This is a genomic window from Amphritea sp. (assembly GCF_050300915.1).
GTDB lineage: Bacteria > Pseudomonadota > Gammaproteobacteria > Pseudomonadales > Balneatricaceae > Amphritea.
In genome coordinates this window covers 1-8,167 of the sequence record NZ_JBNKYN010000123.1, presented here as the reverse complement: position 1 = coordinate 8,167, position 8,167 = coordinate 1, and the positions used below count along the sequence as shown (strand labels likewise).

Annotated in this window: 6 protein-coding genes; 2 read left to right on the top strand and 4 right to left on the bottom strand. The window is 52.3% G+C overall.

Annotation, left to right across the window (positions count from 1 at the left end; translation table 11 throughout):
• Positions 1 to 76 precede the first annotated feature (76 nt).
• The 4 genes from peaD to peaA are packed head-to-tail and all read right to left on the bottom strand — an operon-like array spanning position 77 to position 4,640.
• A complete protein-coding gene (gene peaD, locus ACQY8X_RS20220) occupies positions 77 to 1,216 on the bottom strand; it encodes a quinohemoprotein amine dehydrogenase subunit beta (RefSeq protein WP_428036935.1) in 1,140 nt (379 codons plus the stop codon).
• Between the two features lie 11 nt (positions 1,217 to 1,227).
• Positions 1,228 to 1,554: a quinohemoprotein amine dehydrogenase subunit gamma gene (gene qhpC / locus ACQY8X_RS20215; protein ID WP_428036934.1), complete on the bottom strand. Its 327-nt coding sequence runs from the start codon at positions 1,552 to 1,554 to the stop codon at positions 1,228 to 1,230.
• Positions 1,555 to 2,988, bottom strand: a complete 1,434-nt coding sequence (peaB, locus tag ACQY8X_RS20210) for a quinohemoprotein amine dehydrogenase maturation protein (RefSeq protein ID WP_428036933.1) — start codon at positions 2,986 to 2,988, stop codon at positions 1,555 to 1,557.
• Positions 2,989 to 3,044: 56 nt separating this feature from the next.
• A complete protein-coding gene (gene peaA, locus ACQY8X_RS20205; RefSeq protein ID WP_428036932.1) occupies positions 3,045 to 4,640 on the bottom strand; it encodes a quinohemoprotein amine dehydrogenase subunit alpha in 1,596 nt (531 codons plus the stop codon).
• Positions 4,641 to 4,976: 336 nt separating this feature from the next.
• Between peaA and ACQY8X_RS20200 the strand changes: the two genes are divergently transcribed.
• Positions 4,977 to 5,699 carry a response regulator gene (locus ACQY8X_RS20200; protein ID WP_428036931.1) on the top strand — a complete coding sequence of 241 codons (723 nt, stop codon included), beginning with the start codon at positions 4,977 to 4,979 and terminating at the stop codon, positions 5,697 to 5,699.
• Positions 5,700 to 5,702: 3 nt separating this feature from the next.
• On the top strand, positions 5,703 to 8,167 hold a 2,465-nt coding region (locus tag ACQY8X_RS20195), incomplete at its 3' end, for an ATP-binding protein (RefSeq protein ID WP_428036930.1).

Sequence of the window (8,167 nt, the reverse complement as noted above, 5' to 3'; positions counted from 1 at the left end):
GATACAAAAAAGGCTGTCACAGGACAGCCTTTACTCACCAGATTAACATTCTGGACATCGAAGTGTTAGTCCCGGCCTACTTCAGATAAGCGATGCGCATGCCTGAAGTGGACATATCACCCGGTAACTGAATGGAACCAATCTTTTCCAGGGTATCCGGATCATGGATCGAGATATCACTGGAGGTACCGCCCACATAGATGGTGCGGTCATGGGTCATGTTCAGGTCGTAATAGGTATGTTCCATGTTATGCACAGCCAGCGTCTTCTTCTCACGAATATCATGCTTAGACAGAGTATTAAACGCGCCGTAGACGATATTACTATCTTCCGGATCGGTGATGAAGTTGAAGATTATGAACTCAAAAGGAAAGATTTCAGTCTGCTCAACTTCACCGGTTTTCAGATCAACCCGGCTCATGCCCCACCAGAACTCAGCCTTCTCCATGTCACCCGGATCGCCATTCCACTTGATGGTGAAGTACGGCATGATAAATTCGTCAACATGCTCGCCCAGAGTGTGCATGGCGAACGCATCAGGCTGCACCCACTTATCAGCAGGTCTGTCCCAGTGTTGCAGCTTACTCAGCATACGAATCTCACCCGTTTGGGGATTGATCGCCTGCAGATCATTACCACCGAGGATAACTTCGCCAGTATCCATCGCCATGATTTTAGTAATCTGCCGGTCTACCGGAAAGGTTCTGATCGGCTTGGCATCAAGTCCGGCACTGGTATCGAAAACAGCCAGCTGAGGCTGCATCACTTCATACCGGTCAGTCAGTTTACGGGTTGGGTTCTGTATGGTATACAGCTCCTTGCCATCCCGGCTGACCGCCAGAGAAACAAAGCTTTTTACCGTGACATTGTTATCCGACTGTTTAGCAAAGAAGACCATCTCACAGTTGGTAATATCGAACCCGGCAACGTCTTCCCATTTATTGGTGCCGACGTAAGCAATACGTCCATCCGGCGAGGGTTCAACGGTACCCTGACCGAAAATCCCGGGGACATCGCAGCTGCGGACAATCTTATTGGTTTCCGTATCAATCACATGCAGCTGATTCGGACGGGTCACCGTCAACAGATACTCATGGCCATCGCCTTTCATACCGTTGAGCGAGGCTGAAGGGTTCATTGAGCAACCGGACAACAGCGCAACCGTACTCACAGCTCCAATCAGCGCTGCCGCTTTTATCTTATGGGTAAATTTCATCTGCGCCTCCGTTACTTCTGCTCTTCAGGGAAAATGCCATCCAGCTTGCGCCAGTCTTCATTTGCCTTGGGTGCATCCTGAGACCACTCAGGATAATTACTCAGGGTGTCTGGCACCTGGGCAGGCCACCAGCAGGCATCTGCGCAGCCATAGAGGTCAGATTCCATCGGCTGGCACAGAGAACCCAGACCACCAAAGGGATCGACTTCCCAGCCCGGATCATTCGTAGAGGTACAACCGACGACAGTCTGCATCGCGACAACTTCTTCCACCTGATCAGGGGAGGTAGTCTGATCAAGCATTTTCGCTTTTTTGTTAAACGACTTAAGATGTTTCATTTAAGCACTCCTTCTAGGAGAGACGTGGGCTTCGAAAAAGCCCGGATTCTCTATCATGATGCGGGTGTACGCCTCGACTCCGAAATCGACCCAGTCACGTAACAGGTCGCAATAATGGTAGGAGGGTACGGTCGCATCACCGTATTTTGCGTAACTTTCGTGATAACAACCGCCGGAACAGATATTGCGGATACGGCAGGTTTCGCAACCGGTATCGCTGCGATCCAGACGGGTTTCGATAAACTCAGCCAGGGCAGGCTTATCCAGCCCCTCACTGACATCGCCGAACAACGGCTGATCCGACCCGGTAAAGCGATGACACAGGTTGATGCCGCCTTTGGTATCCACCGCCAGCAAGCCAACACCGGCACCACAGGGCAGCTGTTTCTTGTTGCCTTCATGGATATCGGTCATCAGCATATGCATATTGCCGAACCCCAGGTTTTTACCTTCCAGTGCTGCCGCGAGATACTTTCGTCCCAGACGCTTCATCCCCGCAAACACCTCAACCATCTCTTCGGCAGTAAGGTTAAACGAGGTAATATCACCGGAGGTAACCGGGCCGAATCCGACTTCGGAAAAGCCAAGATCGTGATACAGATGGTCGAAGATCGCTTCCACATCGGTGATGCCCCGGGTCAGGGTGACCCGGCAACCGATCGGCCGTGCGGTATAGCGCGAAAGCAACATCTGCGCCTTCTGCTTCACCACATCGTAAGTGCCCTGCCCACCGACGGTAATCCGGTTTTTATCGTGCATCGCCTTGGGACCATCCATCGAGATCGTCAGGCCAAAACGGTGCTCGTTAAACCAGTCCACCAGTTCTTCGTTAAGCATGGTGGCGTTGGTGGTCATGGTGAAACTCACCTCCGCTTCCAGAGTCGCGAAACGCTCTTCACAGTAGGCCACCACATTACGGATCAGCGGCATATTGGTGAGTGGCTCGCCACCGAAGAACACCACGTTGTACTGACGCTGGTCCGGAGACTCTTTCAGCATCATCTCAACTGACTGCACCGCGGTGTCAAAGCTCATCTTGTCACCCTTTGACGGGGTGGTCAGATCCTCTTTGTAGCAGTACGTGCAGCTGAGGTTACAACCGGTATTGGTGTTCAGTACGATGGTGGTCAGCGGAAACTGCTTCACCGGCTTGGGCTCATTATTGATCTGCGCCCAGGTGCCCGCTTCAGCAATGATCTTCAGCGTCTTTAACTCTTCCAGAGTATCCACCACATCACCGGCACTGAACCGGCCATCAAAGCGGTCACGAATCTGCAGCGCAGACACTTCCGTTTCAGATGAAAACAGTTCGATCAGTTCCCGGCCCAGCGTATCCAGCTCAAACAGGCTACTGGTCGGCACATGGAACAACATCCTGCGTTCCGCTACATCAACCAGATGCAGGTTAGGTTTTACCAGAGTTAAAGATCCCATTGTCAGTCTCTCTTCTTGTTATTCGCTACAACAGATGTTGGCGGTTGTTATCAGGGTTACTGAATGGCGCGTTTGATATAGCTCGGCACAGCCACCAGCAGGTCTGACTCACCCTCAATGGTGTCATCGCCATCTTTAACGGAAGCCACCACTTTCAGCATGCCAACGTTATTGGTAGACATCTTGCGCTGTGGGTTCGGGCCAGTATCACCCGGTGTAAAGACGCCGTTGCTGTCGATGGTGCCGGCAAACTCAACATCCCGATCCTCTGCAGCCACTTCATTCTGTGGTTTCAGTGACCAGGTCGCAGGCATATACCCCAGACGCAGATCATCGTCAGTGCCTGGTTGGCCATCTTTACCAGCACTAAACGCCAGGGCACGGTAGGTTGATTGCACTTTTGGAATCTTACCGCCGTTGCCACCGATACGTGCCAGCGACTGAGGTGGTGATACCTGCACGGTTGCAACCTTGTCATAGACCGCCAGTTGCGCTTTGGCTTTGGTTGCGCCCACCGCGACATCACGCATTCCGACAGTGGCTGAAGCAGATGCTTTGGCCTCTACCACAACCCGGTCCGCATCACGGGACAGGACTTTTACGACTTTGACACCAGGCCCCAGATTAACGTTGCCTTTCAGGTAGCCGCCAAAAATGGTGACCTGAGAGGTTTCACCCTGTTTCAGAGCAGAGGGTGACAAACCAACGATGGCATTACCATTGACCGCTTTCAGTTCACCGCCGATCTCATCGTGGGCACTCTGATACATACGGCCGGTCAGAGCGGTGCCATCTGCAGACGCCGCCAGAACCTGACGCATGCTGACACCATCAACCGTCAGAGCAGCACGCCACTCATAACCGGAAAAGACCTGCGCGGCACCATTACCACTCAGTAAAGAACCATCGGCATAATGGCCATCCAGATTAACGGAATACTTATTGTCTGAGGTTTTCACTACCTTCAGGATAGCGCTGTAATCACCCTTAGCTGGCATATAACCCGCAACAGACCAGCTACCTTCCAGCTTAGGTTTAGCGACTTTCTGCCACTGCTTCCAGGCGGCATCATTAAACGCATAATCCATCGCCAGTTTAGGGGCTGTTTCATTCAGGGCGATATCGTACCAGCGACGATCCCGTGCCAGTGCGTGCAGCTCGGTAGTGGGATGGATCGCCATGTGAGTATTCACCAGCTCCTTCCACTCACCCTCAGTACGGCGCTGTAAGCCAAAGCGGGCGTTGGAGTGACAGCGGGCGCACATCTCTTTGTAGGCCGGATCAATGTCTTCCACAACGTTTGGCTGCTGTTCCAGCACATAGCGGAACGGCGCGGCTTCAGATGGCGCCAGCCCCTGGGTGTCAGACAGGTAACGGATCACTGCCTGAGTCTCTTCAGAGGAGAGCACCAAACCGTTCCGATGCTGCATTCGCTGCAGCGTCATCTGCCAGCCTTCAGGCGTTTTACGCTGCTGACTGATTCTTGAAAATGGCGTTTCGGGGTTTCCGGTGCGCGTATGGCAGCTCAGACATTTTTCCTGAATCACCTTCTCACCATCCATCGCCCAGGACGCCGCCGGGGTCAGCATAGTCCCCATCAGTGCCAGTGCACTCACACTGAGTAGTGCATGCTTGGATTTATTATTGTTCAAGGCCAATCACTCCTGTAAGAATTTTCTGTGCAGCATCTGTTGCGATAAACCGGAACAGATGCAGGCCCTCATCGATTTTTTTTAGTTCGCCGGTCTCCCAACTCCGACTAACCTAACCGCCCGGTGTAAATGAATTTCCGTGAATTTGTGCTAAGTTGTTAGCTAATGTAACAAAATGTAACGTTGAATCTTTGATCGGATCTAACTTATTGTCAGAAAAAGATTTTTATCTGAAAAATGATACAACACAACTTATTGCAGATATCTGTTCCGAATCGCTATAGCTTGCTAGACTCAAGGCTGACGATCAACCAAACATAATAATAGTAGTAGACCATGACCTCTCCCGCTGAACAGACGCACATCCTAATCGTAGAAGATGATTTTGCTTCCCGCTCTCTACTGGTCAGTTATTTTGAAAACGAAGGTTATCGGGTGAGTGAAACCGACCATGGCGAAAGCCTGGTACAGCGGGTACTGGATGAGAGAATCGATCTGGTGCTGCTGGATATCAATCTGCCCGGCAAAGATGGACTGACGCTGACGCGCGAACTCAGAGCCCACTCAAAAGTCGGCATCATACTGGTGACCAGCAAAGGCGATGAGATTGATCGTATCGTCGGGCTGGAGCTGGGCGCGGATGACTATGTTACCAAGCCCTTTACCCCCCGCGAACTGCTGGTGCGGGCCAAGAATCTGATCTGGCGGGTCACCGATCAGCCGGGCAAAGCGGAAACCAGGGATAAACACCTGATTCAGTTTGAGGGCTGGACGCTGGATTGCAGCAAGCGCTTACTGGAAAGCCCGGAAACTGTCTCAGAACGCCTGCCAGAGGGCGAGTTCAAACTACTCAATGCACTCATCAGTCGCCGGGGTCAGGTGCTCAGCAGAGACCAGCTGATGGATGCGATTCATGATCGCGAATGGACCCCCAATGACCGCTCTGTCGATGTGCTGATCGGACGCCTGCGACGAAAACTTAACGACAACCCGCTTGATCCCCACTTTATCCTCACCGCCCATGGCGCGGGATATATGTTCGCCGGGGAGATTGACTGATCTATGTCCCATGTTCCCGGCTTTCAGATCCAGACCATTATCCACCGGGGTAAACACTGCACGGTCAGTCGCGCCCTCAGGGATAATGACCTGCAGCCAGTCATCATCAAACAGCTCAACAAAAATTCAACCACTCCCGAAGATATCAGTCGCTTTGAACATGAGTATGAACTGCTCAGCAGCCTGGATATTAAAGGGGTTATAGCACCGTCAGTTCTGACCAGCGTCAACCACCAGACCACGCTGATATTCCCTGACCGGGGAGGCATCTCCCTGAGACAGATGATGCAAAAAAAGCAGTATTCCTGGGAGCAGGTACTACCAATGGCAATCGCGCTTTGCGAGCTGCTGGGACGGCTGCACAGCGAGCGGGTGATACATAAAAAGCTGTCTCCGGATAATATTCTCTGGTTAGCCGAAACCGGCGAGGTGCAACTGATCGATTTCGCCATTGCCACCCGCCTGACCCGCGAACAGGCCAGCTGGAACTCGCAACAGCTCTCCGTTGATGACCTGCGTTACATGGCACCGGAGCAAACCGGGCGGATCAACCGGCATATCGATTTTCGCAGTGATTTTTACAGCCTGGGTGTCACCCTCTATGAAATACTGTGTGGACGTCCGCCCTTTAGCGGTAAAGATCGTCTGCAACTGATCCACAGCCATATCGCCAAACACCCCCAGGCACCGCACAAAGTGAAACCCGAACTGCCGGAGATGCTCAGCCGGATCGTCCTGAAACTGATGGCGAAAGATGCCTCAGAGCGATATCAGTCCAGCTTCGGAATCACTGAGGATCTGAAACGCTGTCTGGCGCTTTGGACGCAGCAACAGAGTATCCCGCTGTTCAGCCTGGCCCGTAAAGATATCTCTGAACACTTCTCTATCCCCCAACGCCTCTATGGGCGGGCAGCAACCATTCAGAAACTGCGTAACAGTTTCGACCAGGCGAATCTGCGGCGGCAGGAGTTGATTCTGATTACCGGTTACGCGGGCGTGGGTAAGTCGAGCCTGGTGCACGAGCTGCGCCACTATATCCATGAGCAGAACGGGCGGTTTATCAGTGGCAAGTTTGATCAGTTCCGTCGAACCCGCCCCTACTCCGGTATTTTTATCGCCCTGCAGGGGCTGATCAGGCAGCTGCTAACCGAAAACGAGCAGGAGATTACCGGCTACCGGGATCAGATTCTCAACGCCCTGGGGCAGAATGCCCACGCCCTGATACGCCTGGTGCCTGAGCTGGAGCTGATCATTGGCCCACAAAAAAGTACCCCCCGCTTTTCTATTCTCGAAGAGCAGAACCGTTTTTCCCGATTAGTGAAATCACTACTCAGCGTATTTGCAACCGCAGAAACTCCGTTACTACTGTTTCTCGATGACCTGCACTGGGGAGATCTGGCGTCATTCAACCTGATCACCTCATTGTGTGAAAAGGGTGATATGTCAAACCTGCTGATTGTCGGCAGCTACCGGGATCAGGAAGTGAGCCCGACTCACCCGATGACACTGGCGATCAATAAGATAAAACAGGGCAGCTGTAATATCAGCGAGATTCTCCTTGAACCGCTGAACAAATCTCAGATTATCAGACTGATTGCAGATACCCTGAGAACCGAACCGCAACACTGCTCCGAGCTGGCACAGATCTGTCTGGAGAAGACCCAGGGCAACCCATTTTTCCTCATTCAGTTTCTTTACTCACTGCATGATGAGGGACTGATCCGCTTTCAAAATAACCGCTGGCAATGGGATGAACAAAAAATCCAGTCGCGGGAGATGAGCGATAACGTCATTGATCTGATGGTCAGCAAGATACAGAAACTGTCCCATGCAAGTCAGAAAGCGCTGCAGATGGCAGCCTGTATCGGCAGTCCTTTTGATCTCAACACCCTCGCCGTTGTCTTAGAACAAAGCCCTCACAGCACCACTGGAAACCTGATGGATGCCATGCGTGAAGGGTTGCTTATCCCACTGGATATTAACTACTCAAGCCGCTCAGGACTGCGCTTCGAACGTCACCGGTACCGCTTTGTCCATGACCGGATTCAGCAGGCTGCCTACTCCCTGATCCCTGAAAATCAACGACAGCAGCTGCACCTGCAGATCGGCCGGCTGTTACAACAGCGTTTTCCTGATCAAAACAGCGGGCCGGTATTTGAGATAACCAACCATCTGAACAGTGCCCGTAATCTGATCGAGTCCACCACGGAGCTGACCGAGCTGGCATCACTCAACTGCCAGTCGGGTATTCAGGCGCTGGATTCGGCTGCCTTTGAGGCCGCCCAGGAGTATTTTCAGACCGGCATTGAACTCCTGTCGGATAACAGCTGGCAGCAACATTACGAACTGACCTTAACCCTCTATAAAAGTGGTGCTGAAGCCGCCTATATTCGTGCCCAGTATGAACAGATGAACACGCTGATCGATCAGGTGATACAGAATAGCGAAAACGTGCTCGACCGGGTCAA

Coding starts and splice junctions, on each gene's coding strand:
- peaD (WP_428036935.1), bottom strand. CDS start 1,216: ATGAAATTTACCCATAAGATAAAAGCGGCAGCGCTGATTGGAGCTGTG.
- qhpC (WP_428036934.1), bottom strand. CDS start 1,554: ATGAAACATCTTAAGTCGTTTAACAAAAAAGCGAAAATGCTTGATCAG.
- peaB (WP_428036933.1), bottom strand. CDS start 2,988: ATGGGATCTTTAACTCTGGTAAAACCTAACCTGCATCTGGTTGATGTA.
- ACQY8X_RS20200 (WP_428036931.1), top strand. CDS start 4,977: ATGACCTCTCCCGCTGAACAGACGCACATCCTAATCGTAGAAGATGAT.